Annotated in this window: 24 protein-coding genes and 1 riboswitch; of the genes, 22 read left to right on the top strand and 2 right to left on the bottom strand. The window is 56.5% G+C overall.

The annotated features are described in order from the left end of the window. The first annotated feature begins 10 nt into the window (after nucleotides 1-10). The 6 genes from ABMA60_RS11870 to ABMA60_RS11895 all read left to right on the top strand — a co-directional run bounded on the left by ABMA60_RS11870 (nucleotide 11) and on the right by ABMA60_RS11895 (nucleotide 4,147). Nucleotides 11-403, top strand: a complete 393-nt coding sequence (locus ABMA60_RS11870) for a hypothetical protein (protein ID WP_392803289.1) — start codon at nucleotides 11-13, stop codon at nucleotides 401-403. Further along, complete coding sequence (locus ABMA60_RS11875) at nucleotides 400-846, top strand: methylglyoxal synthase (protein ID WP_392803292.1); 447 nt, start codon at nucleotides 400-402, stop codon at nucleotides 844-846. The genes ABMA60_RS11870 and ABMA60_RS11875 overlap by 4 nt, the downstream gene beginning before the upstream one ends. A gap of 15 nt (nucleotides 847-861) precedes the next feature. Continuing rightward, nucleotides 862-1,131 (top strand): MoaD/ThiS family protein, encoded by a 270-nt coding sequence (locus ABMA60_RS11880; RefSeq protein ID WP_392803295.1) that lies wholly within the window; start codon nucleotides 862-864, stop codon nucleotides 1,129-1,131. 42 nt (nucleotides 1,132-1,173) lie between these two features. After that, nucleotides 1,174-2,259 (top strand): WD40/YVTN/BNR-like repeat-containing protein, encoded by a 1,086-nt coding sequence (locus tag ABMA60_RS11885; RefSeq protein WP_392803297.1) that lies wholly within the window; start codon nucleotides 1,174-1,176, stop codon nucleotides 2,257-2,259. A gap of 120 nt (nucleotides 2,260-2,379) precedes the next feature. Beyond that, nucleotides 2,380-3,003: a YitT family protein gene (locus ABMA60_RS11890; RefSeq protein WP_392803299.1), complete on the top strand. Its 624-nt coding sequence runs from the start codon at nucleotides 2,380-2,382 to the stop codon at nucleotides 3,001-3,003. A 121-nt stretch (nucleotides 3,004-3,124) separates the two neighbouring features. After that, complete coding sequence (locus ABMA60_RS11895; protein WP_392803301.1) at nucleotides 3,125-4,147, top strand: LacI family DNA-binding transcriptional regulator; 1,023 nt, start codon at nucleotides 3,125-3,127, stop codon at nucleotides 4,145-4,147. A gap of 13 nt (nucleotides 4,148-4,160) precedes the next feature. Here the strand turns inward: ABMA60_RS11895 and ABMA60_RS11900 are convergent, their stop codons facing one another. Further along, entirely contained in the window at nucleotides 4,161-5,588 is a 1,428-nt protein-coding gene (locus ABMA60_RS11900) for a glycoside hydrolase family 9 protein (RefSeq protein WP_392803303.1), read from the bottom strand. 451 nt (nucleotides 5,589-6,039) lie between these two features. Here ABMA60_RS11900 and ABMA60_RS11905 point away from each other — a divergent pair, with 451 nt between their 5' ends. The 5 genes from ABMA60_RS11905 (at nucleotide 6,040) to ABMA60_RS11925 (ending at nucleotide 11,507) form a co-directional block, all read left to right on the top strand. Continuing rightward, nucleotides 6,040-7,251: an ABC transporter substrate-binding protein gene (locus tag ABMA60_RS11905; RefSeq protein ID WP_392803305.1), complete on the top strand. Its 1,212-nt coding sequence runs from the start codon at nucleotides 6,040-6,042 to the stop codon at nucleotides 7,249-7,251. Between the two features lie 72 nt (nucleotides 7,252-7,323). Beyond that, complete coding sequence (locus ABMA60_RS11910) at nucleotides 7,324-8,307, top strand: carbohydrate ABC transporter permease (RefSeq protein ID WP_392803307.1); 984 nt, start codon at nucleotides 7,324-7,326, stop codon at nucleotides 8,305-8,307. A gap of 1 nt (nucleotide 8,308) precedes the next feature. Further along, a complete protein-coding gene (locus ABMA60_RS11915) occupies nucleotides 8,309-9,196 on the top strand; it encodes a carbohydrate ABC transporter permease (protein ID WP_392803310.1) in 888 nt (295 codons plus the stop codon). A gap of 37 nt (nucleotides 9,197-9,233) precedes the next feature. Beyond that, nucleotides 9,234-10,571 (top strand): GH1 family beta-glucosidase, encoded by a 1,338-nt coding sequence (locus tag ABMA60_RS11920; RefSeq protein ID WP_392803312.1) that lies wholly within the window; start codon nucleotides 9,234-9,236, stop codon nucleotides 10,569-10,571. A 117-nt stretch (nucleotides 10,572-10,688) separates the two neighbouring features. Continuing rightward, nucleotides 10,689-11,507, top strand: a complete 819-nt coding sequence (locus tag ABMA60_RS11925) for a substrate-binding periplasmic protein (protein WP_392803314.1) — start codon at nucleotides 10,689-10,691, stop codon at nucleotides 11,505-11,507. Here ABMA60_RS11925 and ABMA60_RS11930 read toward each other — a convergent pair. After that, nucleotides 11,504-12,565, bottom strand: a complete 1,062-nt coding sequence (locus tag ABMA60_RS11930) for a Gfo/Idh/MocA family oxidoreductase (RefSeq protein ID WP_392803316.1) — start codon at nucleotides 12,563-12,565, stop codon at nucleotides 11,504-11,506. The two genes, ABMA60_RS11925 and ABMA60_RS11930, sit on opposite strands and share 4 nt — an antisense overlap. 223 nt (nucleotides 12,566-12,788) lie before the next feature. Between ABMA60_RS11930 and ABMA60_RS11935 the strand changes: the two genes are divergently transcribed. From ABMA60_RS11935 to ABMA60_RS11985, 11 genes are all read left to right on the top strand, one after another. Next, nucleotides 12,789-14,027 (top strand): imelysin family protein, encoded by a 1,239-nt coding sequence (locus tag ABMA60_RS11935; RefSeq protein ID WP_392803318.1) that lies wholly within the window; start codon nucleotides 12,789-12,791, stop codon nucleotides 14,025-14,027. A 68-nt stretch (nucleotides 14,028-14,095) separates the two neighbouring features. Continuing rightward, nucleotides 14,096-15,505: a di-heme oxidoredictase family protein gene (locus tag ABMA60_RS11940; RefSeq protein WP_392803320.1), complete on the top strand. Its 1,410-nt coding sequence runs from the start codon at nucleotides 14,096-14,098 to the stop codon at nucleotides 15,503-15,505. 12 nt (nucleotides 15,506-15,517) lie between these two features. Then, a complete protein-coding gene (locus tag ABMA60_RS11945) occupies nucleotides 15,518-16,459 on the top strand; it encodes a hypothetical protein (RefSeq protein ID WP_392803322.1) in 942 nt (313 codons plus the stop codon). Next, nucleotides 16,449-17,492 carry a DUF1513 domain-containing protein gene (locus tag ABMA60_RS11950; RefSeq protein WP_392803324.1) on the top strand — a complete coding sequence of 348 codons (1,044 nt, stop codon included), beginning with the start codon at nucleotides 16,449-16,451 and terminating at the stop codon, nucleotides 17,490-17,492. The genes ABMA60_RS11945 and ABMA60_RS11950 overlap by 11 nt, the downstream gene beginning before the upstream one ends. 61 nt (nucleotides 17,493-17,553) lie before the next feature. Beyond that, a riboswitch (FMN riboswitch) is annotated at nucleotides 17,554-17,735 on the top strand. Nucleotides 17,736-17,861: 126 nt separating this feature from the next. Next, the gene (locus ABMA60_RS11955) at nucleotides 17,862-18,782 is read left to right on the top strand and encodes a DMT family transporter (protein ID WP_392803326.1); all 921 of its coding nucleotides are present in this window, start codon (nucleotides 17,862-17,864) and stop codon (nucleotides 18,780-18,782) included. Nucleotides 18,783-19,135: 353 nt separating this feature from the next. Beyond that, entirely contained in the window at nucleotides 19,136-19,303 is a 168-nt protein-coding gene (locus ABMA60_RS11960; RefSeq protein WP_392803328.1) for a hypothetical protein, read from the top strand. 271 nt (nucleotides 19,304-19,574) lie between these two features. Further along, a complete protein-coding gene (locus ABMA60_RS11965; protein ID WP_392803330.1) occupies nucleotides 19,575-20,792 on the top strand; it encodes a parallel beta-helix domain-containing protein in 1,218 nt (405 codons plus the stop codon). An 82-nt stretch (nucleotides 20,793-20,874) separates the two neighbouring features. Next, entirely contained in the window at nucleotides 20,875-21,345 is a 471-nt protein-coding gene (locus ABMA60_RS11970) for a DUF962 domain-containing protein (RefSeq protein ID WP_392803332.1), read from the top strand. Nucleotides 21,346-21,441: 96 nt separating this feature from the next. Continuing rightward, a complete protein-coding gene (locus tag ABMA60_RS11975; protein ID WP_392803333.1) occupies nucleotides 21,442-22,068 on the top strand; it encodes a class I SAM-dependent methyltransferase in 627 nt (208 codons plus the stop codon). A 184-nt stretch (nucleotides 22,069-22,252) separates the two neighbouring features. Continuing rightward, nucleotides 22,253-23,971, top strand: coding sequence for a hypothetical protein (locus ABMA60_RS11980; RefSeq protein ID WP_392803335.1), 1,719 nt, complete (start codon nucleotides 22,253-22,255; stop codon nucleotides 23,969-23,971). 135 nt (nucleotides 23,972-24,106) lie between these two features. After that, nucleotides 24,107-24,889: a TSUP family transporter gene (locus ABMA60_RS11985; RefSeq protein ID WP_392803337.1), complete on the top strand. Its 783-nt coding sequence runs from the start codon at nucleotides 24,107-24,109 to the stop codon at nucleotides 24,887-24,889. Nucleotides 24,890-24,976 lie beyond the last annotated feature (87 nt).

The raw sequence follows: 24,976 nt of genomic DNA on the forward strand, positions 1-24,976 counted from the left end.
CTGCATTAGAGTGGCGCTCTGGTTTGGCGTTATTGAGGTGGTTGTGCGCGTCTATCGTTGGTTGTTTGTGGTGTTGTTATTGGTGGTTACGGTGTTGTCATTATTGCCGTTGGAGCATCCGGAGTTTTCGTCTAACGACAAGCTCAATCATCTGCTGGGCTGGGGTGCTCTGGGTGTGCTGGCGGGTCTTGGCTGGCCGGGTCGCGTGGCGGTGTGGCCGGCATTGTGGGGCTACAGTTGGTTGATTGAGGTGGCACAGGGCTTGACCACTTATCGGTTATTCAGCATTGCCGATGGCTTTGCCAACCTGGCAGGACTGGTGCTCGCCGTTGTGTTGCTTTGGCTGTGGTATAAGATGCGATCAATCACCCAATCTGGACAAGGCGCCGGGAGGCCCGAATGACTAAGACAGACCGTAATGTTGCCTTGGTGGCGCACGATAATAAGAAAAAAGAACTGGTGGCCTGGGCGCAAACCAACAGTGAATTGCTGGCGAAGTTGGGCATCTATGCCACCGGCACCACCGGTAAATTGATTGAGCAGGGTTTGGGACGTTCGGTCACCAAACTGCTCAGTGGTCCTTTGGGCGGCGATCAGCAGATTGGCTCCAAGATTGCCGAAGGCGAAATCGATTTGCTGATTTTCTTTTGGGACCCGCTGGAACCGCAACCGCACGATCCGGATATTAAAGCGCTGTTGCGTATTGCTGCGCTGTACAACATTCCAGTGGCCTGTAATCAGGCCAGTGCCGATTACATGATTCATTCGCCGTTGCTGTACGGCGATTACCATCCGAACAAGCCGGACTTTTCCATCTATACCCAAAGGGTGACGCCGGCCGGTTAAGCCCGGAGTGCGACTATGGTCAAGGTCAGTTTCACCGAAAACCTGCAACGGCATGTGCGCTGTGATGCCGTGACGGTAACCCCCGGCACCCTCGATGAGGTGCTGGCTCAGGTGTTTGAACAGTATCCGCCACTGGCGGGTTATGTGCTCGACGATCAAGGCGAGTTGCGCAAGCACGTCATGCTCGCCATCGATCAACAACTTGTGCAAGGTGCCTTGCCGCATAAACAGCGGCTGGATCAGGGCAGTCGTCTGCACATCATGCAGGCACTCTCCGGGGGATAAGCCTGGCGGGTAAGCCTTGAGGCAGAATCGGGAGACTGAACCATGGTAGATGGCATTCTGTTTTGGACGCGCAAGGGCCTGGTGGAATTAACCGCTGGCGCCAAGGGTTTTGATTATGTCCGCACGCACTTTTTGGGTGAGCCGGTATCGGCCGCAGCGGTCGGACCGGATGGCAGCTGGTGGTGCTCGCTGGCGCTGGGTCATTTTGGCTGCAAGCTGCATCGTTCGACCGATCAGGGCGCCAGTTGGCAGGAAGTGGCGGTACCGGTGTTTCCGGAAAAGCCCGATGATCCGGACGACAAAAACCCCTGGGCGTTGGAACAGATCTGGTGCCTGGAACCCGATCCACAGATTCCCGGCCGGCTTTGGGCCGGCACCATTCCCGGTGGTTTGTTTCGCAGCGACGATGGTGGCGACAGCTGGTCGCTGAACCAGGCGTTATGGAATACCCCGGAGCGCAAAAACTGGTTTGGCGGTGGTTACGATGACCCGGGCCTGCATTCCATTGCCATTCACCCGGAAGATTCCGACACCCTGATCGTCGCCATTTCCAGTGGCGGGGTCTGGAAAACCGAGGATGCCGGCAATCACTGGCGTCAGGTGGGGCAGGGTTTGCGGGCGGAATATCTGCCCGACGATATGCAATTCAATCTGACCAACCAGGATGTGCACCGCTTGCTGGTGGCGCCCTCCGATCCGCAATGGGTCTGGGTGCAGCATCATAACGGTGTCTTTGTATCCAGCGATGGCGCTGAAACCTTTACCGAGTGCAAGCCGCAACCGAGTGGTTTTGGCTTCGCGCTGGCGGTGCATCCCAAACAACCGCAGACCGCCTGGCTGATTCCCGGCGTCAAAGATCAATACCGTTTTCCGGTCGATCAGGCGTTACTGGTGAATCGCAGCGATGACGGTGGCCAGACCTTTCAAGCGCAGCGTCAGGGTTTGCCGCAGCACGGCAGTTTCGATCTGGTGTATCGGCATGGCCTGGCGGTGGATGCCCGCGGCAATACTCTGGTATTTGGAACCACCACCGGCAATGCCTGGTGCAGTCGCGATGGTGGCGCCAGTTGGCAGTTGCTCGGCCACACCTTGCCACCGGTTTATGGCGTGAGCCTGCTGGCCGGCTGAGTCGCGTTCGTTTTATTTGCCAACTGGCAACCAGGCTTTCCACTGAATGGTCGGGCCTCGACTTCACGGCGGCCGCGGCGCTGGTAAGATGCGCCCCTTTGAGGATAGGGAGAGCTGCCGGTGAAGTCGACGACAACGACGAGCACGAATACCACCACCCATTCCGTGCCGGAGGATTTGCTGGCTCTGGTCGCGGGTGCCTTGTTTGTGTCGCTGGGTTTGCTGTTGTTTAAGCATCAGGGCTTTCTGACCGGCGGCACCGCTGGTCTGGCATTGGTGCTGACCAAGGTGGTGCCGTACAGCTTTGGTCAGGTTTTTTTCGTCATAAACCTGCCGTTTTATTGGCTCGCTTTCACGCGCATGGGTTGGCGCTTCACGCTCAATACTTTTATCTCGGTCGCGGCGGTGTCTTTGCTGGCCGATAACCTGTCGATCGTCATCGAACTGGGTCGGGTCAGCCCGATCTTTGCGGCCATCATGGGTGGCTTTCTGATCGGTACTGGCATGCTGGTGTTTTTCCGTCATCGTTCCAGTCTGGGTGGGGTCGGCATCCTGGCGCTCTACGTTCAGGAGCGTTTTGGTTTTAGCGCCGGTCGCTTTCAGATGAGTGTCGATGTCGCCATCGTTGGCATCGGTTTCTTTTTGGTGCCGCTGCCGATTCTGGCACTGTCGATTCTCGGTGCACTGGCATTGAATGTGGTGATTGCACTGAACCACAAACCCGGGCGTTATCAAATCACCTGAAACGCTGTGCTCGCCCGCTCAGGGCGTTTGAATTCTCTGTTGAACGGCTGAAAGCTGAGGCCGGCTGGTGTAGGCTTAGCGACTGCTTTGCTCACCGTTACGACAAGAGGACGTCCGGTCGATGGCCACCATTCGGGAAGTATCCAAACACGCGCAGGTATCGGTGGCGACGGTTTCGCGCGTGGTCAACGGCAACAAGTGGGTGGCCGAAGCGACTCGCCAGCGTGTGCTCGAGGCCATGGCTGAACTGGGTTATCAACCCAATTCCTTTGCCCGCAGTCTGGCAACCAACAAATCTGAAACCATCGGTATGGTGGTCGGCGATCTGGCCGGCCCCTTCTTTGGTGAGATGATGCAATACGCCGAGCAATCGGTGCGCGATGCCGGCAAACATCTGATCATCACCAGCGGTCACAGCACGCTTGAAGAAGAGCGTGATGCCGTCCAGTTTCTGCTCAAACGTCGCTGCGATGCGTTGATTCTGCATCTGGATTTAATGCCGGATGCGGAAATTATCGAGCTGTCCAAGAAGGAATCGACGCCGATGATTCTGGTCAACCGACTGGTGCCGGAACTGACCGAGCAATGCGTGTATCTGGATAACGAAGCCGGTGGCTTTCTGGCCACTGAACATCTGCTTAAACAGGGTCACCAACGCATCGCCTGCATTACCGGCCCGCTCTATAAAGCCGATGCCCGCGAACGTCTGGCGGGCTATCGCCGCGCTCTGGCCAGTGCGGGGGTGGCGTTTGACGAGCAACTGGTCGTGGAAGGCGATTTTATGGAGCCTGGCGGTGAGGTGGCGGTGACGACTCTGCTGCACCGCAAGGTGGATTTCAGCGCGGTGGTGGTTGGCAACGACCTGATGGCCATCGGCGCCTACAACGGTTTTAAGCAGGCCGGAATGCGCATTCCCGAAGACGTCAGCCTGGTTGGCTACGACGATGTCTTGATGGCCGGTTATCTGGAACCGGCGTTGACCACGGTGCGGGTGCCGGTGGCTGAGTTTGGCAGTGAAGCCGGGCGTCTGGCGTTGAAGCTGGGCGAGGGTATTGATTGCGAGATTCACAATCGCTTTATGCCGACGCTGATTGAACGCGCTTCGACCGCTCCGCAATTGAAAGCCTCTCCGAAAACCGCCTGAGCCGGCGCGCGGTTCAGCGCGGTCCGGCGACCAATAGCGACAAGTAACAGGCCCAGGAGGCCTGCCATTCGATGCTCACGGCGCTGACGTCCGTTGCTGCTGTCGGCTCGTTAACGGTCGAGGTTTCGGCCGCGCCACCGCGTACCAGAATGCCGGGTGCAGCCTGCAAGGCGCCGGAAATCAGCGGGGCAAATCGGGGCTGCTGTACCTGCGTTTCGCCGCCGCCAGTGGTCCAGATGGTGGCGTTTGGGTTATGGCCGAAAAACCAGGGGCTCAGATCGAAGGCGGTGTCATACCAGCGCTGGCGACCGGTCAGTTGATGCAACCAAAGCAGTTGAGTTCCCAGCGTCGCCAACGTGCCGTTGTGATCATCCTTGGGCGCGCCCTGATGCCAGTTCAGACGGCCGTAAGGGTGAGTGAGCTGGCGCTCGCGCTCAGCCTGAAAGGTCTTTTCCATTCGTGTCAGCAGTGCATCTTTGAGTGTGCTGTCCTGCTCTGGCATGGCCAGAAAGTTAAACAGCGCCAGAAAGTTCAATTGCTGCCAGCCCGGTTGGTCATCGCCCAATCGGGCGGTACCTGCCAGTTCCCACAAGCGGCAATAATGCTGGTCATGCAAGGGTTGTGTATCGCTCCAATGGCGGGCGACCTTGGCCCACAGCCGGTTGTCGCGCTCGTCGTCATCCTGGTAGGCCTGGCCAAAGCTGCCGGTGCTGGTCGCGGCCAGACAATGGATGGCTTCCAGATGAGCGTCGAGAAACTGATCGGCCTGCTTTGCCGCTGTCTGACAACGCTGTGCCAGCAGCCAGTCTTCGGCAAGCGGGGACCGCTCGAAAGCACGGGCGGCCAGATGCGCGGTGGCGGCAAAATTGGCCGTGGCTGTGGTGCTCACTGGCATTAACCAACGGGTTCGGTGATCTGCCTGAGGTGCGTCGCTTAAAGCGGCACTCTCGGCGCTGGTGAGTTTGTGGTGCATTGCGCCGTCGCCGCGTTGCAAGGACAGCAAAAAATGCAGTTGCGGTCGGACCAGATCGAGAATGGCTGGGCGGCCTGGATTGTAACTGTGCAGCGGTTGGATGCGTTCGGGTAAGGCTTGCGGCCGAATCATCCAGGTCAGCAATGGCAGCGCGATCGACCAGGCTGCGGTGACGCTGTAGTGGCCATAATCCGGGCCGTCGTACCAACCACCACTAAGATCTCGCTGGTCGTGCTGGCCATAGACTGGCGCCTGCTCATCCTGCTGATGCGCTTGAGGATAGGCGTCGCTGTTAAACCAATGAAAGGCGCCCCAGGCCAGGTCACGATGCAGCCGATAACGCTCAGCGGCTTGGCCGGTGGCGGAAAAATATCGCTGGCTTGGTGGGTAAACATCGGCGCTACCGGCGGCAAAACCTGGGCGATTTTGCGTCTGGGGTTTGCCATTGGCATTGGATTGGAGCGTCATACCGATTTCCTTTGCGTCACCTAGGCGGTCGTTATCGCCGGGTAACAGGGTGGCAAATCTTCAGGCTGCCCGGGTTGTAAAACTGTCCAGATTGGCAACGCAAGCATTGCGCGATCTGGTTTTTTGTCGTGCCGCCAAAGCTTCCAGCGGTGACATCTCGGGACTTTTCAGTGTGGCGCGCGTGCAGTTAGACGATGGTCCTGCTTGACACGCCTGACGGCCGAATTTAGGGTAACTGTAAACGGTTACAGGATCACTGTCCAACCTGGGCAGAGGTCACCACAAGAACCATCGGTTGAGCCCATTTGGCTAGCGGGCCACCGAGCCGTTTACTGTCTGAGGCTTGCTTTGGTAAGCCCGGGGTTTGCAACCTCGCTCAGATAACGCCAGTCGTAACCGCTTTCCGGCGGCTGACGACAACAACAAAAACAACAATGGTTGGAGGCAACCAATGAACCTCAAGCGTAACCTTGGCATCGCTTTGGCCCTGAGCGGTCTGGCGACTGCAACCCAGGCTGACAACATCCGTTTCGACGGCTATCCCGATTACGACAGCCAGTTGGAAGCCATCCTGGATGGATTTCCGCAACACAGTGTCGAGCTGCTGATGAACGAGCACGGCGGCCACCACGACAAACTGAAAACCAACCTGGCAACCGGCAGTGGTGCGGGTGATGTGGTGTTGGTTGACCGTGGTTTCGTCGGCTCCTTTATCAACTCCGGTGGCTTTGTTGATCTGACCGATCGCTTCGCGCCTTATAAAGATGACTTCGCTGAATACGCTGTGGCTCAAGGCCAGGGCGCCGACGGTCGTCAATACGCAGTACCGGTCGATCTGGGTCCGGGCGTGATGTATTACCGTCGCGACTACATGGAAGACATGGGTTACGACATCGATAACGTCATCAACGACTGGGACAGCTACCTCGACTACGGTCGTGAGCTGAAGAAAAAAGACATCCTGTTGATCGGTGATGCGACTGCTGTAGCGACCGCTTACTGGAACTTCAACGTCGAACCGGGCAATGGTCTGTTCTTCGATGCCGACGGTGAACCGCTGGTCACTGGTCCACGTTTCCAACGCGCTTTCGAGCTGGCTAAAACCGTGCGCGATGAAGGCATGGACGGTCGCATTTCTGAGTGGACCGAAGAATGGTATGCCGGCTTCCGCGAAGGTCGTTTTGCCACTCAGCTGTCCGGTGCCTGGCTGCTGGGTCACCTGCAAAACTGGATGGCCCCGGAAACCTCAGGTAACTGGGGTGTGAGCAATCTGCCAGATGGCATTTACGGTACCTGGGGTGGTTCCTTCCTGGCGATTCCGAAACAGTCTGAACACCAGGAAGCGGCCTGGGACCTGATCGAATACATGATCAGTGAAGATATCCAGCGCGCTGGCTTTGCCAACATCGCTGCCTTCCCGGCTCATACCGGTACTTATGACGACGCCATGTTTGAAGAGTCGATCGAGTTCCTGCGTGGCCAACAAGCCCGTCTGTTGTTTGCCGACATTGCGCAAAACATCGAGCCGGTGCAGCCGCACGAAGGTGACCAGATTGCTGAGTCGCTGATGACTACCGCGCTGGAGCAGGTGCTGAACGACGGTGTCGACATCGATACCGCCCTGGCTAACGCTGAGCGTCAGATTCGTCGTCGCGTGCGTTGATTGAGTAAAGCCCACTTAGGCTTTGAATAAAGCTTTGGCCCGCCGCCCGGCGGGCCTTGTCAGGTCCGTATTATGAGCACAACCAAGCAGTCGTCCATCGCCCCTGAGCCTGGCCAACGCTGGCGCCGGTTCTGGTCGAACAGCACCCCTTACTGGTTTATGTCGCCCTACATCCTGATCTTCGGTGTGTTCGGCATTTTCCCTGTTTTCTTCATGATTTATCTGTCTTTCCATACCTGGAACCCGGTGCAGGGTTTGGGTTCTATGGAATTTGTCGGTCTGGAAAACTATGCCTTGGGTCTGACCGATCCAACGCTGTGGCAGACCATGTGGAACACCATCCTGATGGCACTCTATTCGGGCGTTCCGCAACATCTGGTGGCTTTGCCGCTGGCCTTTTTGCTGGTGCAATTGGGTAAACGTGCCCGTCATTGGCTGACCACTGCCTATTTTCTGCCATACGTCACCTCGACCATCGCAGTGTCGATGATCTTCTACATCATGTATTCGCGCGACAGCGGCATTATCAACCAGGCATTGATGGCGTTGGCGCAAGCACCGCTGACGGGCTGGGCCTTTGGCTGGTTAAACGAGTTTTTACCCATTGGTTGGGTGCAGGAAAACTCGGTGATTCGTTATTCAGTGGCCTTTGTGGTGTTCTGGAAATACGTGGGTTTTAACACCGTTATTTACACCGCAGGCTTGGCCACCATTTCTGATGATTTATACGAAGCGGCAACCATGGATGGTGCCAGTGGCTGGCAGCGTTTCCGCCATATTGCCTTGCCGTTGTTACGTCCCTTTATCTTTTTTGCGGTCACTCTGACCATCATCGGCAACATGAATCTGTTCGATGAACCCTATGTGTTGACCCGGGGTTTGCAGTTGGCGTCAACCAATGGCATGAGCATCTCCAACTATCTTTATCGGGTTGCCTGGGAATGGCTCGACATGGGCGGTGCTGCCGCTATTTCCTGGATTCTGTTCGTGGTGATTGGCATCTTCACCGGTTTGTATTTCTGGTTTTTTGGCCGTCGTGGCCTGGGAGGCGACTGAGATGGCCACTGATACTTTTGCCGACGATTGGCAAGCACAGGACAAAAGCCAGCTGCTGCGTCGCAGTGTGAAATTTATCGCTCGGGCGGTGATGTGGGCGGCCTTATTGAGTGCAGTTCTGCTGACCGTTTTTCCATTTTTCTGGTCGCTGCTACTGGCCACTCATGATCGCAATACCATGTTTGGCAGCGGCCTGAATTTGGCCATTGGTGACCAATTCGTTAACAACTACCACCGGCTGCTGGAGGCGATGGATTTTTGGGTTGGCATGCTCAATTCATTTTCCGTTTCTGTCATTGGTACCGCAGCCTCTTTGTTGTTCTGCAGTATGTGTGGTTATGCCTTGGCGGTGTTTAAATTCCGCGGCCGCAATGTGCTCTTTACCATGATGATCTGCTCGATGATGCTACCGCCGATCTTGACCTTGATTCCTTACTATATGGTCATTGATGCGCTGCATTTAACCAACACTCATCTGGCCGTCTGGCTGCCGTTTTCGATCAATCCGTTCGGCATTTTTCTGATTCGCCAGTACGTTGTCGCCTCAGTTCCAAAAGATTTATTGGAAGCCGCCAAGCTTGATGGCGCCAGTGCGTTTCGCACCTATTGGAGTGTGGTTTTGCCGCTGTTGCGTCCCGGTTTGGCGACACTTGCCATCGTGCAGTTTGTGTTCTTATGGAACAACTTTTTGCAGCCGCTGGTGGTGTTGACCAGCAGCGACAAGATGGTGATTACCCAGATGCTGCGCTCGGTCCAGGGCGTTCCTAACACGCCTTGGGGCGCGTTAATGCTGGGTACCTTTATTTCCATTGTGCCGCTGGTGTCGATCTATATGCTCGCCAGTCGACAAATGATCCAAGGCCTGACTTCGGGCGCGGTTAAAAATTGATGATCGGCCGTGAGGCCACGAAACGTTGGAGATTTCTATGAGTTTTAAATTACCCGCCGAGTCACCTTTGGCGCGCAAAGATTTTTTGTTCGGCGTAGCGACGGCGTCGTTCCAGATTGAAGGGGCGGCCCATGAAGATGGCCGCGCTGAAAGTATCTGGGACCGGTTCTGTGCCACGCCGGGCAAGGTGCTGGGTGGTGATAACGGCGATGTGGCCTGTGATCACTATCATCGCTGGCCGGAAGATCTGGATTTGATCAAAAACTTAGGCTTCGATGCCTATCGTTTTTCCATTGCCTGGCCGCGCATTGAGCCGCAGCCGGGTGTGTGGAATCAGGCTGGTTTTGATTTTTACGACCGTCTGGTCGACGGCATGCTCGAACGTGGCATCCGTCCGGTGGCGACTTTATATCATTGGGATTTGCCGCAGTATCTGGGTGATCGCGGTGGTTGGGTGAACCGCGACACCGCCTATCGCTTTGCCGATTATGCGGATCAGATTACCCGTGTGCTGGGTGATCGGGTGGAAAGTTACGCCACTTTGAACGAACCCTGGTGCGCCGGTTTTCTCAGCTATCGTCTGGGCATTCACGCCCCGGGTCTGAAAGATGATCGGCTGGGTTTCCAGGCGGCACATCATCTGCTGCTCGGTCACGGTCTGGCGTTGCCGGCGATGCGCGCCAACGCGCCCAAGGCTGATCACGGTATTGTGCTCAACTTCACGCCGGCCTATCCGGCCACCGACAGCGCAGCGGATAAAGCGGCGGCGGATTATTCCGACGAAGAGAACAGCCACTGGTATCTGCAGCCGTTGCTGACCGGGGAATACCCACAGGCGGTGCGCGAACGTCATCCGGAATGGATGCCGACAGTCTATCCGGGCGATATGGAGATACTGGCACGGCCGATCGACTTCCTCGGCATCAATTTCTACACCCGGTCGGTGGTTCGCGCTGGTGATAACAGCGACTACGAATCCATTGCGCAGGACGCGCCAAAGACCGATATCGGCTGGGAGATTTATCCGCAGGCGCTGACCGATCTGATGACCGGTTTTAATGCTCGTTACGACAACCTGCCGCCGATTTACATCAGTGAAAACGGCGCGGCGGATAACACCGGCATTGTCGATGGCGCGGTCGATGACCAATTGCGCGTGGGTTATTACGATCAGCATTTGCAAGCAGTCCACAACGCCATCGAAGCCGGCGTTGATGTGCGCGGTTACTTCGCCTGGAGTTTGATGGACAACTTTGAATGGGCCGAAGGTTACAGCCAGCGCTTTGGCATTGTGCATGTCGATTACGACACCCTGGCGCGCACACCCAAGCGCAGTTCGGCGGTGTTTACCGAGTGGTTGGCGCAACGTCGCTGAATCCATCGTCGCTGAACCCATCGCCGCAGTTGTGATTGCCTCAGTGCACTTCTAGTATGGTGTTCATACTGTCGAGACAAGGAGCGTCTCCAAGTCTTCTTGCTCGGGAGTGACGTCATGAAGGGTGTTCTGGGGCAATGTCTGCTGTTATCGCTGGTGCTGTGGTCGGTGACGGCCCAGGCTGAATCGGTGAGTTTGAGCTGTGATCGGCTGGTGGCGACAGGTAATCCGGATTACCCACCTTATCTGTGGCGTTCGCCGCAGCATGAAAATGCCTTGATCGGCGCCAATCAGTTGTTGCTCGAAGAAGTTGGCCAGCGGCTGGGGATTCCCATCGAAGTGGTCTATACCGGCGCCTGGTCGCGGGCACAGGAAGAAGTTCGCGCTGGCCGGGTCGACCTGATCGCCGGCGCCTTTTTGACCAAATCCCGCCTTGAGTATATGGATTACATTCATCCTGCCTTTTACACCACCCGCAGTCTGGTCTGGACGCGCCAGGATCAAATGCTGGCGTATCAGGACTGGGCCGATCTGGGGCAATGGCAGGGCATCAGCCTGATCAATAACAGTCTGGGTCAGGACTTCGACAACTACGCTCACGATCACCTGAGTATCGACAGCGTGGCAACACTGGATCAAGCCATGCGCATGTTGGTTCAGGGCCGGGTCGATTATCTGCTCTATGAAGAGTTTCCCGCAGCCGCCTATGCCGAACGACTGGGCTTTGCCGGTGAATTGCGAGCGCTGGAGCCGCCGATCAGTCAGGAACAGCTGTTTTTAACCTTGTCGCATCGGTCGCCCTGCAACAGCGGCGAATTGCGCGGCCAGTTGGCGCGCATCCTGACTGAAGTCATTGAAGATGGCACCGCCCAGCGCTTGCTGTCGACCGGACTGGAGCAGTGGCAACGCCAGCACAGCAGCGCTGCAACACCTTAAGGCTGGGATGTCGGGCGTTGGTAACGCCACGCCAGACGCTGACCCAAACGCGCCGATTCCTCAGCACGTTCCAAGGTGTAGAGCAGGGCGCAGGCGTCGTCGAGGCTGACCGGAGCTGAGCCGTGACCCGTCACGGCCTTGGCCAGTCGTTGATAAAATTGACGATAGTCGCCGTGCGCCGGCGTCGCGGGCTGGCTGCCATCGACAGTCGCCAGTTCGCCGCTTTGTTGGGCGCCAAGATTCGGATAAGCCGGATCGTTCGGTGCCTGGTCAGCGCGCAACGCCTCTTCTTGTGGATCCAGGCCCCAGCATTGCCAGCTACCGCCTTCAAAACGAGCGTTAAAACGACGCATGGCGCCCGCTTCAAAGGGCGTAGAGCCGAGCACAACTTCGCACTGCCCATAATGCAACTGCAGTTCAAACCAGTCGGTGGTCTGGCTGCCAGCGCGCAGCGTGCGCAGGTTAGCGGTTAACGCCTCGGGCGCGCCCAGCAGGTGCAGCGCCTGATCAATCAGATGCGGCCCCAGATCCCAGAAAATGCCACTGCCTTCGCCGGGCTGTTCGCGCCAGCGTGCTTGCGGCTGCGGACGAAAGCGGTCGAAGCGCGAATCCAGGTGTTTCAGTTGGCCCAGCGGTGCTTCGTTAAGCAAACTCTTGAGATGCAGAAAGTCGCCATCAACACGCCGGTTTTGATAGACGCACAGTGTCCGGCCCGCGCGCTCGGCCTGCTCGGCCAAGGCTTCCATTTGCGCCAGCCGGGTGACTGCCGGTTTTTCCAGTAGCACGTCTTTGCCGGCATCGAGCGCGGCCATCGCCAGTGGATAATGTTGATCGTTGGGGGCGGTGATCACGATCAGGTCGAGATCAGCCATGGCGATCAGGTCGTGGGCATTGGCCACCACCGGGCTGTGTGGGTAGCGTGCCAGGACGGTCTCGCTCTGACGGCTGGCTACGGCGGTCAGCGCAAACTCATCGAGTGCGTCGATAAAGGGCGCATGAAACACGCGACCGGACAGGCCATAGCCGATCAGTCCAGTACGAATAGGGCCAGTGGTCATGTTAATTCCTTCGGGATATCGAGACGCCTATTAGGCCGAAGTCGAGCCGGTGGCTGCAAGTTTCAAAGGGTAACGTCTGAACATGGGTTGTACTTATAAATGCAAGTCATTATCATTATTGACCATTCTTTGACATTTATTGTTGTTCGTATCGCTGTGCCTCAAACAACCCCTATTCATAAGACTTATTCATAAGGCTTATTCATAAGACAAGGAGTAACCCATGCATCGTTTGTTTATCGTCCCTTTGACCGCCTGTTCTCTGGTGGTGGGCGCCGCTCATGCCGCTGCACCGAGCAAGGACGCCATCGTTGAACAATACGCCGATGTCGCTTTCACCACTTATCAGGCCTCGCTGACCTCAGCCAAAGCCTTGGAACGCGCCATTGAGCGCTTCGTCGGTGAGCCATCAGAAGCCGGTCTGCAGGCGGCCAAGGATGCCTGGATCGAAGCGCGTGAAGACTATCAACAATCGGAAGTGTTCCGTTTTGGTAACCCGGTGGTCGACGATTGGGAAGGTCAGTTGAATGCCTGGCCGCTGGACGAAGGTCTGATCGACTACGTTGACGACAGCTACGTGCATGAACTGGGTAACCCGGGCGCTACGGCTAATCTGATCGCCTCCGACAGCGTTCAGGTCGGTTCCGAACAGTTGGATGTGTCCAAGCTGTCACCGGAACTGCTGGCGTCATTGAATGAACTGGGCGGCTCGGAAGCGAACGTCGCGACCGGTTATCACGCTGTGGAATTTCTGCTTTGGGGTCAGGATCTGAACGGTACCAATGCCGGTGCCGGTGAGCGTCCTTATACCGATTTTGTGGTGGGTGCCGACTGCACCAACGACAATTGCCACCGCCGTCGTGCTTATTTGCAGGCGACTATGGATCTGCTGATTGCCGATCTGGAATACATGGTTGAGCAATGGTCACCGAACCAGTCCGATAACTACCGCGCTGCCTTGCTGAGCGAGCCGACCGATAACGCCTTGCGTCGTGTGTTCTATGGCATGGGCAGCCTGGCTTTGGGTGAACTGGCCGGTGAGCGGATGAAGGTGGCGCTGTCGGCGTTCTCTACCGAAGACGAGCACGACTGCTTCTCCGACAACACTCATAACTCGCACTTCTATAACGCCCGCGGCATTCGCAATGTGTATCGCGGTGAGTTCGGGGGTGAAAACGGCAGCTCCATCCGTGATTATCTGCAGTCCAAGGATCCGCAACTGGCTGAGCGTGCCGATGCTGCTTTCGCCGAGGTCGATGCGGCGATGAGCAAGCTGGTGGCTTCGGCTGAGCAGGATAATGTCCACTTTGATCAACTGATCGCCATGGATAACAGCGAAGGTCATGCCCTGGTTCAGTCGGCTATCGATGCCTTGGTTGCTGAAGCGCGTGTCATCGAAGAGATGGCTTTGGCGATGGATATCGACCGCCTCAATCCGGATAATGCCGACCATCAGTTCTAAGCTGGTTTCGGGGTCGGTTGGACCGGCCCCGACGCTATTGTGCTGTATCAATCGTGAAGTGAGATCGTATGAATCTCGTGACCTCTCGCCGTCACCGGTTTCGGTTGGGCGGCTTCGTTATTGCTATCTTGCTGGCCTTGCCGTCGGCGGCTGATCTGCCAATGACCGGTGGCGATACCACCGTGCACAGCACCGGCGTTAACGCCTTCTCATTGCCAGCGGCGAATCTGTCGTTTGAGCAACGGTTGGACTTCAGCGTCGGCAATTCGTTTTTCCGCAATCCCTGGATACCGGCGCCGGCGACGACCACAGCGCGCGATGGCCTGGGCCCGCTGTTCAACACCAACGCCTGCCAGAGTTGTCATATCAAAGACGGTCGCGGTCATTTGCCGGAAAGCGATGCCGACAATGCGGTGTCGATGTTAGTGCGTCTGAGTATTCCCACCGATGATTCCGTGGCCGACGATTGGATCGCCCGCCATGGCGTGGTGCCGGAACCGAGCTACGGCGGTCAGTTCCAGGACGCCAGCATTCCTGGTACTCAGCCGGAGGGTCGCGTGACCATCCAATTCACCGATTACGCTCATCGTCTGGTCGATGGCAGCGAGGTTGTGCTGCGTCAGCCTCGGCCGGTATTCAGCCAGTTAACCTCGGGTGATATGCATCCGGACACCCGGGTTTCGGTGCGTGTGGCGCCTGCCATGATCGGTCTGGGCCTGCTTGAAGCGGTTTCTGAAGATCAGGTTCTGGCCTGGGTGGATGCCGAAGATGCTGATGGCGATGGCATTTCTGGCCGCGCCAACCGGGTCTGGGATGTGCAAACCCAAAGCCAGGCGCTGGGCCGCTTTGGCTGGAAGGCCGGTCAGCCCAGTTTGCGCCAGCAAAATGCCGCTGCCTTTAATGGTGATCTGGGGCTGACCAGCGATCTGTTCCGCACCGAAAACTGCTCGCCGCGCCAGCCGGTTTGCGCGCAGAGCGTCAATGGTGGCGATCCAGAGGTGCGCACCGAACTGCTCGATGCGGTGACCTTTTACTCGGGTCATCTGGCGGTACCGGCGCAGCGCAATCATGACAGCGCCGCCGTACAGCGTGGCGAAATGTTGTTCAACGACAGCGGCTGTGCTGCCTGTCATCGGCCGACCATGACCACGGGTTCGTTGCCGGATCGGCCAGCGTTATCGAACCAGACCTTTCATCCCTTTACCGATTTGTTATTGCACGATATGGGACCGGGCCTGGCGGATAATCGTGCGGAATTTGCTGCCAGTGGACAGGAGTGGCGTACGCCACCGCTCTGGGGCATCGGTTTGATACCGACGGTCAATGGTCATCAGCAGCTGCTGCACGATGGTCGCGCTGAGTCGGTCTTTGCGGCGATTCTGTGGCACGACGGTGAAGCCAAAGCCAGTCGTGAAGCCTTCGAACGTTTATCGGCCGAAGAGCGGGCGGCGTTGATTGAGTTTGTTAACTCCCTTTAGGAGTCTTTAGTCATGCGTTATCTGAGTATGTTGATATTGGCCGTGGTGTTACCGGTTAAGGCGGCCTGGCTGGATGAATGGGAAGCAGCCCAGAAGCAGGCTGTTTTGGATTGGCAACAGGCCGCTGCTGAGTTAGCGCAGCAATTGCAGCAAAGTTGTAGCGGCAGTGACTTCTTGTCGACTGCTCAGCGTCACGCGGTGCAGCCGGCCTGGCAGAATTTGGTGGCGCAGTGGGGCGTCATTGCGACTCAGTCTCCGGCCGTTATCGATGAGCTTGGTCTGGGTTACCGGGTGGCCTTCTGGCCCGACAGTCGTGGCATTGTTGCCCGGCAGATGCAGACGCATCAGCAGGAGCGGGCCGACGGCGCTTATCAGTCGTTGCAGTTGGCCGGTCATGGCATTCAAGGTGTCGATTGGCTGCTGGCTCAGCCGCAGCCTGATTGTGTGTTGTTAACCGACTGGGCGACGGTTTATCAGGGTTATCTGTCGCAGATTACCGAACAACTGCCGCAGCAACTGACACCGGCCGATCGTGCCCTGACGCTGGCGACCAACGATCTGTACGCCCAGGCCAGCCGCATCAATCAGCGCCTGCGCGAAGTGCTTCCTGAAGCAGACGGTCGTTATCGTCCCTTTATGGGCGATGTCTCCGAAACCGGCCAGTCGTTGACCTTTGTGAAAGCCGCTTTGAACAATCTGGCCGCGCGCATCGTGCTGGTTACCGATGCCTTCCCGGATGATTCCCAGGACCAGGCGGCGCAGTCACTCAGTACTGATTTGCAGCAACTGGCCAAGCAACTGCCTGACGGCTGGCCGGCCGATGATGCCGAAGCGGCCTGGCAATTGAGTCAGCGTATTCGCGCGGTCAATGTGGCGGTCGAAAGCTGGCTCAGCGATGAAGTCGCCGAGCGTTATTCGTTGCTGATCGGATTTAACAATCAAGATGGCGATTGATCGACGCACCTTTCTGAGGCTGGCGGGTTTAACCGCTATGTCGCCCTGGGTGCGAGCTCAGGGTCGGCAGCGACTGTGGCTCGGCAGTGCTCATGGCTTGGACGGTCGTTATTATCTGGCGGCGCTTAATGCCGATGGCCAATTACGCTATCGCACTGCTTTGCCGGGTCGGGCTCATGGTTTTGCCGTCGATTCCATTCAGGCTCGCGCTTTGGTGTTTGCGCGTCGTCCGGGCCAATGGGCGGGGCTGTTTGATCCCGCTGATGGTCAGTTGCAACAGCAATTGGCACCGCCGCGCGAGCGCATCTTTGTCGGTCATGGCTGCTGGCAGGGCGATGACTGCTGGATACCTCTGGGCCACGCCGACAGCAGCGCGGTGCATCTGGGTAAGTGGTCGGCGACGGCGGGCGACTGGGTTGATGATAGGACTCTGCCGGGCATGGGTGCACATCAGATAGTGGCGCATCCATCTGGCGGTGCCGCGCTGGCGGTGGGTGGTCTGGGCAACGGCGTACGCCAGGGTGATACCTCCTTTGCCAGCGCGCTGTTGTTACTCGATGAGCGCGGTGCGGTGCGCGCCGAACTACCATCGCCGGGGCCTGGTTTTTCGGTGCGGCATCTGGATGTCGATGCCGACTGGGTTTATGTCGGGCTGCAATACTATGGTTCCGGTCGCACCGATTTGCCCTTGGTGTATCGCGTTAATTGGCAGCAACCGACTTGGCAGCCGCTGCCGGCCGAACCCTGGCACTGGTTACAGATGAATAATTACATCGCCAGCGTAGTGGCTTATCCCGGTGGTGTGACCGTCAGTTCACCCAAAGGCCATCATCTGCTGCATTGGCGCGGCGATGCCGCTGTTGAGGCCGAACCGATGCGTGACATTGCCATGATCGCCGAGGCAGGCGGTGAACTTTGGGCGGCCAATGGCTTGGGGCAGTGGCGCACTCGTGCCACTGACGATGGTGCCGCTCATGGTCGCGGTCAGCTGGATCTGGCCTGGGATAACCACGGCGATGTCGCCTGGCTGTGAACAACTCGTTCGAATTTCCTGCATTGTCTGGGCTCAGATCGCGGCGTACCATAACGTCGTTTTTCAACTTCAGGGCGGGGTGAAAGTCCCCACCGGTGGTAGTGCGCTAGGGCGGGTGCCCGATGCGCAGAGCCCACGAGCGCCTGTTTTGTGTCACGCAAAGCAGGGTCAGCAGATCAGGTGCGGTGATCCAATCACTTATTCCTGAGCCGACGGTGATAGTCCGGATGAAAGAAGTTGATCGCAACATCGCCAACAGGCGATGGTGGCTGTGGTTGCTGCTGCACCGGTAAAAGCGGTGTGTTGGGCGCCGTGGTCTGCGTTCTTATCCTTTCGAAAAGCCAAGCCCTGTCACCTCGGAGAAGTGTTGTGACAGGAACTCTGTACGTTTTGCTGGCCTGCGTTCTGTGGGCTCTCGATACCTTAATACGTTACCCCCTGCTCAGCGCCGGCATCAGCAGTTTGCAGCTGGTGTTTCTTGAGCACGCGCTGCTGCTGTTAATGATGTTGGTGGTGTGTCGTGTCGCCGGCGTTCGGCTATGGCCGTTCAGCCGGCGCGATAGTTTGCCGCTGTTCATTATCGGCGGGCTCGGTTCGGCGCTCGGTACCCTGGCTTTTACTCAAGCCTTTAACCTGATGAATCCGACGCTGGTTATTCTGTTGCAGAAATTGCAGCCGATCGTGGCGGTCAGTTTGTCAGCCTGGGTGTTGGGCGAGCGCATCAGTCGTGGTTTTCTCGCCTATCTGGCCGTTTGTCTGTCTGGCAGTCTGCTGTTGATGTGGGAAGATCTCTTGCCCTTTATCGGTGGCCAGGACTGGTTTTATCAGCCGGGACTGCAAGCGCGTCTGGCCGGCTATGGTTTAACGCTGCTGGCGGTGGTGAGTTGGGGTGCCAGCACGGTGTTCGGTAAACAGCTGACTCAAAGTGGCTACGGTACCGGTGCCTTGATGACCGGACGTTTTGCCGTCGGCTTATTATGTCTGTTGCCCTGGGTCCTGGCATTACAACCCGATGCGCTGGTGATCACGGCGCCGCAGTTGGGCTGGGTGGCGCTGATGGTGTCCATTTCCGGTTTGCTGGGTATGGCGTTTTATTATCGTGGTCTTAAGCGCATAGCGTCACGTCACAGCGCTCTGGCGGAGATGTGTTTTCCGGTGGCCGCGGGCCTGGTCAACTGGGTCTTTCTCGGTTTTGCGCTAACACCGCTGCAATGTCTGGGCGCCATCTTGCTGGTGGGGGCGAGCCTGCTGGTGCACTGGCCGATAAGAACACCGCAGCCGGCGGTTTAACGTTGCTTCGCTGATCAATTACTGCTCATAAGATGAGCAATGGCGGACGGTGTTCCATTTTTCAGTGACTTTAAGTCAATAATCGGTAAGGAAGCGCCGGTGCTGCTGAAGGCACCGGCTTAACTAGCCATAACGAGAATTGCTTTTATTGATCGATCTGAAAAACGTGATGTATTTCACGTTTATCAGGTGTTCGGGCTCTATTGTGAAATTAAGGTTAATAATGTTTGTCTAATATTTGTGCAGATGTCTACCGTCAAGGGGACTAAAGTAGTAAGGGTACCCAATGATCAATAGTCATCTGATGGTGAGGGGTACAGCCTTCAGAGCATTTATCCCAAGGTGAAACGGAAATGGAGAAGAAAGAACCCGCTAAGAAATCCTTACTGGCGTTCCTCGGTGCAGTTAATAAGCATAAGTCACGTCGTCGCGGTAACTACAATACCCTAAGCCAGCTGGCGCGACCGGAAGTACGTGAGGAACTGACCTATGCAGGTGTAGCGGTTCTCAGCGACAACTGATCGCTGGCCCTGTCGAAGTTAGATATCCGGGCTCGGGAGGCTCGGACAGTCGCCATAATTCGACAGTTCTTCCCAAAGAGTTGCGGCTGGGCCGGATGGGTTAATATCTTCTATCTTCGCCTGGTCGGGCTGTTATTTATTTTAAAAACTCAACTGAGTTATCCATTGGTATCGAAGGACGCATCGGCGTCCTTTTTTCGTTAGACTGCCCGCCGATTATAAAGCGTTGAATAAGCCCGATCGCGTTGCCCCGCTCATAGGAGAAGTTGTTTTGCTGTGTCTGCGCCTGGTTCGTCTTGCTGTGTTGATGTTGGTGACCACCCTGTTGATGGGTTGTCAGGGCGATGAAGCGGCGCGACCCACACTATTGCTGCAACAGCAGCTGACTCAACAACTGGCTGATGCGCAGCCAGGTGACCAGATTGATTTACCGGCCGGCCGTTTTCCCTTCGATCAGGCCATACAACTGACGACCGAAGGTTTGATTCTCGCCGGTTCCGAAGAGGGCAAGACGGTATTGTCCTTTGCCAATCAGGCGACGGATGATGCCAGTGTCCAGTTGTTAGCCAATGGCATTCGCTTGCGTAATTTCAGTATTGAAGACAGTCATGGTGTGGCGGTCTCGATAAAGGGTGTCCAGCGAGCCCAGCTGATTGGCCTAAGGGTTCAGTGGCAGGATAAGGACTTAGCTGCCAGCACCGCTATAGAGGTGACCGACAGCCGACGCATCTTGCTGGATGAGGTTGCAGTTCGCAGTGCTACGCAGGCCGGTATTTTGCTGCACAACAGTGCCGCCGTCGTCGTTCGCAATGCCCGTGTCAGCGATAGCCTGATTGGTATTGATGTACGTAATTCCCAGCACAGCGATTTGTACGGCAATATGCTGGTCGACAACACTCAGGGTGTGCGCATTGTGAATGCTTTGAATTCGTCGATGTCGGGCTATGCCATTCGCCTGTTCGACAACGACATTCAGCGCAACAACAAGGCTAATACCGCACCCGAGACCAGCGAGCTGGCCGGATTGTGGCAGGGCGTTGGCGTGCAGATTGAAGGCGGCGATGCGATCGAGGTATTCGATAATCGGCTAACCAATAATGGCACCGCAGACATCTATGTACGCTCGGTTTCCGCCGATGAAGTGACGCGGCAACAGTCAGCACTCGACCCCTATCCAGAATCCATCTACGTGCATGACAACCAATACGGTGACAGCGGTACTCAGCCGGACGGCTTTAAACTCAAATGGCTGCGCTGGACCTTGTTTGGTTTTGGTGGCCGCCTGCCGCCGGTGCTCTGGGATGGCCAATTGGATGTGACCAAGCAGGTGAATGGTCAAACACCGATCCATCTGCGGCTGTGCGTACCGGAAGATGAATCGCCGGTATTGAACCTTGATCAGGCCAATGGCTTTGCCGATCCGCAAATTGAGCCGCAATGGCATCAATGTCGCTTGCCGAGTCTGCCGGCGGTGTCGAATTATTGGTAATGATGGGCGCCCAATTGAGCTTACAGGGCTCCAGTGGCAAGATGATTCAGTGCGACCAATAACTATAAAAGAGGCTGTCGCTATGCTGAACAAATCTGTTGATCAATGGCTTTCCGAATATGGCGAAAGCCACCAGAACCGAACCAACAAACGCATTCACTGGGTCTGCGTGCCCGTTATTTTGTGGTGTGTGCTGGCCTTGCTGTGGCAGGTCAGTCTGGCCGGCCATCCCTGGCTGAATGGTGCCAGTGTGCTGATCTTGATCAGTCTGCTGTTTTACGCGCGCCTGTCCTGGACGCTGACCCTGGGTATGGGTGTGATTGCAGCGCTTTCGATTGGCTTAATACTGGCGTATCAAAATGCCGGCTTTGAACTGCCGTTGTGGGTCTTTGCCTTGGTGCTGTTTGTGCTGGCGTGGATTGGCCAGTTTGTCGGCCACAAAATTGAAGGCAAGAAGCCGAGTTTCTTTCAGGATATTCAATTTCTGTTGATCGGTCCGGCCTGGTTGTTGAGTTTTATTTATCAGCGCTTGGGTATTCCGGTTCGCGGTTAATCGCACGACAAGAGAGTCGCAATTAATACAGCGGTTGGCGGCGCCGACCGCAACCGCTATGCTGCTGCTTTCGCGTTACAACCAGCGGAGCAGTCCTTGCCCAAACAGCATATCGAAGCTCATGGTCTGACCTTTCTCAAACCCGGTCACAAATCCGTCAAAGCCATTCGCGATGAGCACGGTGAAGCCAATATTCACGGTACCAAAGTCTGGGATTCCAGCTTTGTGCTGATGGATTATCTGTTGCTCGATCCCATTCCCAGCCATCGAGTCGTTTTCGATATTGGCTGTGGCTGGGGGCCAACAACCTTTTTCCTGCAGAAACATTTCCATTCCAAAGTCATGTCAATCGACGCCGATAAAAGCGTCAAACCCTATCTGCAATTGCATGGCGAACTGAATGGTTTCAAACCGGTTTTCTGGCAACGCAAATTGCATCAATTGAGCCGCGACGATTTATCGATGGCCGACACCATCGTCGGCGGCGATATCTGTTTTTGGGACAGTCTGCGTGATGACTGGATGAAGTTGATCAAGCGCGCCGACAAAGCCGGTGTGCGTCAGGTATTAATCGCAGACCCCGGCCGGCAACCTTTTTATGACCTGGCGGAATGGGCCAAGTCGCGTTACGACGCCGAATTGTGGGAACACGATATCCGCAAGCCGATCAAAGCCAGCCGCTATGTGCTGGAGGTCAACCTCAATCCTGACGAAGCAGACTAAAGCGCCGCTGAACAACTGCGCAGAGCCCGGTGTGAGTTATGCAGTGCTCCCTAAACTTTCTGCGCTGGCGGGCGATAACCTTGGGGAGCCTGTGTACTGGTCACACCGGCTGCTTGGTCAAGACAAGGGTTGAAAATCAATGCGTGCAAGCCGGATTCACAGGTGGCGTTTGGCTCACCGTGGGATGATAAATGTACTGGCCGGGCTGGTCGTCAGCCTGGTGCCGGCCCATGCCGACGAACTGAGCCTGGACCTGGGCGCGGCCAGCAGTGATCACACCACCGGCTGGGGCATCGCCAGTCACGGTCAGTGGATGTTGAATCCTCATGTCGGGCTCGATCTTGGTTATCGTTACCTCAGTAGCCTGGAATACGATTTCCAGGGCGACACTCTGGAAAGCAGTTTTTCTCAGGCAGAGACCGGCCTGATTCTGCAACAGGGAAATCTGGGTCCACGTTTTCAGGCCATCGGTGGACTGATCATGTCGACCGTCGGTGTAGAAAATAATCTGGGCCAATCCGTTATTGATCCGTTCACGCCGGGTTATCGTGTTGATGCCGATATTTCGGTGCCGGTTTTTGATCATTTTCGCGTTTTTGCCAACGGTGGTTACCAGGGCTTTTTCGATGGCGATATCCCCAATCAATGGCGTTGGCGTTATGGTTTTCGGCTGACCTTTGGTACCCAGCCGACAGCGCTGGAAAGTCAGGCCATGGCCGAACAGCAACGCCAACAGTCTGGTACTGAGCAGGCGCCGGAAGATCCACCTGTACAGATTGATCCGCAGGTGCCGCAATATATTCCGCGCCACAGTTCGCAATCGCTGCCGCCGATTATCGAATTATCACAACTGTGCAAGTGCTATCCCGAAGGTCCCTACACACTGCAGTTGGGCGAATTTTCCTCGATGCCGCAAGCGGTTCGTGCACTGGAATATCGCGGCTTGCGTCAGTTCTTTAATACCGTCGCTTATGAGCGCGATCCGCAGGCCGTCTTTTTGGGCCAAAGCAGCCAGGGTGGGGCGGTTGGTTTTTATCTGGGCGAATATGACTCTCTGGAAGCCACCGACCACTGGCGTCGACAGTTGCGTCGTTCGGGTATTCAGGCGCGGGTTAAACGAGTCGTTCCCGGCAGCAATGGTCAGGCCATGGAGCAGGAAAATTTTGCTACCGAAACCATCGAGCGCAGTACTGAGCCGACCTATACGCGGGAAGAAATTGCGCGCATGAATTCACTGCCGGGTCAGCGTCCGCCTGCACCGGATGTGTCGGCGATGAATCAACTACCTAAAGATGCTGAACCGGCTCCGGATCGACAAGCCATGAACAGCGTCGAGGAAAAACCGGTGCCGATGATGACCGATACCTTGGTGGTTGGACCGGTGAATGCCGAACGCGTTGAAGCCTGGTTGTCGGACCCGGATTTCAGAACGCCGGTGCTTAACCCGAGCAACACCACCTTGCCGGGTCGTCATCGTCTGGTGTGGAATGCGGCGCAAAAACAGGGTTGGCTCTATCTTGATGGCTTCGCTGATGCGACCCAGTTGGATCGCTGGCGCGCCTGGCTGGAAAGCCGCGAACTTGAGGCGCAGCATCGCGATAATCCACGCCTGCCAGTGGGTGATATTTACGTCTATACGCTGGGTAAAACACCGGACGCCTACAGCCTGTCGCTGGATAGCGAGACCGCCGCTGACGCCGTACTGGCCAGATTGGTCTCGCCGGAAGTGCTTTGGTTCCAGGCCTATCAATCGATCAACGACCGGCCGCTGGAACTGGTGGTCAACTGGTCCGATAACGATCAAAGCTATCAATTACTCGCCACCGGTTTTGATGACGAAGCCGATGCCCGCCGCGCCTGGCAGAGTTTGAGCAGCGTCGGGGTCATGCCGTCACTGGAATAATTCAGACGGTGAGCCGTGAACGCAAAAGCGCCAGCTTAGTGGCGCTTTTTTATTGGGCGGAAGAACGCTGTATCAGTGCCTTATCGTTAGTGGCTCAGGCACAATAACCGGCTTCTGTTGTTGTTGGAGACCGGTGTGGTCGACGTGGATTGGTCTGTTTCTGTATTGCTGATTTTTTTCTGTGTGGCCTTTGTCGCCGGCTGGGTGGATACGCTTGCCGGTGGTGGCGGTTTGATTGCGTTGCCGGCTTTGTTGCTGGCGGGTGTGCCGCCGGTAAATGCTCTGGCGACTAACAAAAGCCAGGGCGTTGTTGGCACGTTAACCTCTACGCTGACGCTCTTCTTTAAAGGTCATTTGCGTGGCCGGCATTTGCTTTGGCTGATGTTGATGGCGGCTATTGGTTCGGCGCTTGGCACCCTTCTGGTACAGCACATCGATACCGACTGGCTGAGCTGGTTTATACCTGTCCTGTTAATCTTGGTGGCGCTGTATTTTCTGCTCACGCCCAAGCTCGGTGAGATGGAAGCCGAGGCGCGGATGAGTGAAGGTCGTTGGGCTGGAATCATCGTGCCGCTGCTGGGGTTTTATGACGGCGTTTTCGGGCCGGGCACCGGCTCACTCTTCGCCGCCAGCGGCGTTGCCTTTCGCGGCCAGACCTTATTGACTGCCACCATCCGCGCCAAGCTGCTGAACTTCACCACCAATGTCACCTCTCTGGCGCTCTTTGCCGCCGGCGGTCAGGTGGTCTGGGTGTTAGGCGGCGCCATGATGGCGGGGCAGGTGGCGGGTGCCTATATCGGCAGTCACACCATGCTCGCTGGTGGCGCCCGCTTGATACGACCTCTGGTCATCACCATCTGTTTACTGATGTCGCTCAGTCAGATCGCCGACCACTTTGGTTGGTTGCCCTGGCAGTGAGTGTTCAATAAAGTGCACAAAATTAGCGCCTGGTGCTGATTTTGTGCGCTAAAAGTGATGCTCAGGGGCGTAATTTTTAGGGACCTA

Origin of the sequence: Saccharospirillum sp. HFRX-2, from assembly GCF_043196805.1 — a bacterium.
Classification (GTDB): Bacteria; Pseudomonadota; Gammaproteobacteria; order Pseudomonadales; family Natronospirillaceae; genus Saccharospirillum.

Bases quoted from the DNA above. Each gene is read 5' to 3' on its own strand.
- ABMA60_RS11875 (WP_392803292.1), top strand. From the start codon at position 400: ATGACTAAGACAGACCGTAATGTTGCCTTGGTGGCGCACGATAATAAG.
- ABMA60_RS11880 (WP_392803295.1), top strand. From the start codon at position 862: ATGGTCAAGGTCAGTTTCACCGAAAACCTGCAACGGCATGTGCGCTGT.
- ABMA60_RS11885 (WP_392803297.1), top strand. From the start codon at position 1,174: ATGGTAGATGGCATTCTGTTTTGGACGCGCAAGGGCCTGGTGGAATTA.
- ABMA60_RS11895 (WP_392803301.1), top strand. From the start codon at position 3,125: ATGGCCACCATTCGGGAAGTATCCAAACACGCGCAGGTATCGGTGGCG.
- ABMA60_RS11900 (WP_392803303.1), bottom strand. From the start codon at position 5,588: ATGACGCTCCAATCCAATGCCAATGGCAAACCCCAGACGCAAAATCGC.
- ABMA60_RS11905 (WP_392803305.1), top strand. From the start codon at position 6,040: ATGAACCTCAAGCGTAACCTTGGCATCGCTTTGGCCCTGAGCGGTCTG.
- ABMA60_RS11910 (WP_392803307.1), top strand. From the start codon at position 7,324: ATGAGCACAACCAAGCAGTCGTCCATCGCCCCTGAGCCTGGCCAACGC.
- ABMA60_RS11915 (WP_392803310.1), top strand. From the start codon at position 8,309: ATGGCCACTGATACTTTTGCCGACGATTGGCAAGCACAGGACAAAAGC.
- ABMA60_RS11920 (WP_392803312.1), top strand. From the start codon at position 9,234: ATGAGTTTTAAATTACCCGCCGAGTCACCTTTGGCGCGCAAAGATTTT.
- ABMA60_RS11925 (WP_392803314.1), top strand. From the start codon at position 10,689: ATGAAGGGTGTTCTGGGGCAATGTCTGCTGTTATCGCTGGTGCTGTGG.
- ABMA60_RS11930 (WP_392803316.1), bottom strand. From the start codon at position 12,565: ATGACCACTGGCCCTATTCGTACTGGACTGATCGGCTATGGCCTGTCC.
- ABMA60_RS11935 (WP_392803318.1), top strand. From the start codon at position 12,789: ATGCATCGTTTGTTTATCGTCCCTTTGACCGCCTGTTCTCTGGTGGTG.
- ABMA60_RS11940 (WP_392803320.1), top strand. From the start codon at position 14,096: ATGAATCTCGTGACCTCTCGCCGTCACCGGTTTCGGTTGGGCGGCTTC.
- ABMA60_RS11945 (WP_392803322.1), top strand. From the start codon at position 15,518: ATGCGTTATCTGAGTATGTTGATATTGGCCGTGGTGTTACCGGTTAAG.
- ABMA60_RS11950 (WP_392803324.1), top strand. From the start codon at position 16,449: ATGGCGATTGATCGACGCACCTTTCTGAGGCTGGCGGGTTTAACCGCT.
- ABMA60_RS11960 (WP_392803328.1), top strand. From the start codon at position 19,136: ATGGAGAAGAAAGAACCCGCTAAGAAATCCTTACTGGCGTTCCTCGGT.
- ABMA60_RS11970 (WP_392803332.1), top strand. From the start codon at position 20,875: ATGCTGAACAAATCTGTTGATCAATGGCTTTCCGAATATGGCGAAAGC.
- ABMA60_RS11980 (WP_392803335.1), top strand. From the start codon at position 22,253: ATGATAAATGTACTGGCCGGGCTGGTCGTCAGCCTGGTGCCGGCCCAT.